Origin of the sequence: Enhygromyxa salina (assembly GCF_000737335.2) — a bacterium.
In the GTDB taxonomy this organism is placed as follows: domain Bacteria; phylum Myxococcota_A; class Polyangia; order Nannocystales; family Nannocystaceae; genus Plesiocystis; species Plesiocystis salina_C.
This window is the reverse complement of sequence record NZ_JMCC02000321.1, coordinates 1-545: the sequence shown is the minus strand read 5'-3', so window position 1 is coordinate 545 and position 545 is coordinate 1. Positions and strand designations below refer to the sequence as shown.

The following is a 545-nucleotide window of genomic DNA, read 5'->3' as shown; positions in this document are numbered from 1 at the left end:
CGCAAAGTGGCCCGTCACCGGGACGGTGGCCCGCCACCGGGCCACCCATGATCCTTCAGATCCAAGCCGACGCGATCCAATCCAGCGTCGCCGGTCGCGGCCGCCAACACCAGTATGCGCAGCGCCGCGTCAAAGCACATGGCGTCGATCGCAATGAGCGAAATGACAATCGAGCCCGCGGTGCTAGAGGAGCTGACGCGCTAGTTTCGTGTGACGACCAAGCTGGACGAATCAGGCGTCGAACAGCAACTCGACCGATGCGTGGGCTGGGAGGCTGCGAGCTTTTGTGTACCAGCCCTCGAGGGTTTCGAGGGAGTCGCATGATTGGATGCGGGCGCGGTGATCGGCGGTGACCGTGAACCCGCGAAGCTCGAGGATGTCGACGAGCACGCGGCGCAACACTTGAAGCTGCGCACGCCGGCCTTCTTCACGGCCTTCTTCACGGCCTTCTTCACGGCCTTCTTCACGGCCTTCTTCACGGCCTTCTTCGCGGCCTTCCTGCTTGCCGATTCGGTGGGCCTTCTCGCCCAGGAAGCTGTTGCGCT

2 protein-coding genes are annotated in these 545 nt (G+C 63.7%); one reads left to right on the top strand and one right to left on the bottom strand.

What is annotated here, in order from left to right; all coding sequences use genetic code 11:
• Positions 1-14 precede the first annotated feature (14 nt).
• Positions 15-140 carry a hypothetical protein gene (locus DB30_RS42955; protein ID WP_276204435.1) on the bottom strand — a complete coding sequence of 42 codons (126 nt, stop codon included), beginning with the start codon at positions 138-140 and terminating at the stop codon, positions 15-17.
• A 184-nt stretch (positions 141-324) separates the two neighbouring features.
• On the opposite strand from DB30_RS42955, the gene DB30_RS41085 reads away from it, so the two are divergent.
• A partial coding sequence (locus tag DB30_RS41085; RefSeq protein ID WP_205633232.1) for a hypothetical protein occupies positions 325-545 on the top strand: 221 nt, incomplete at its 3' end.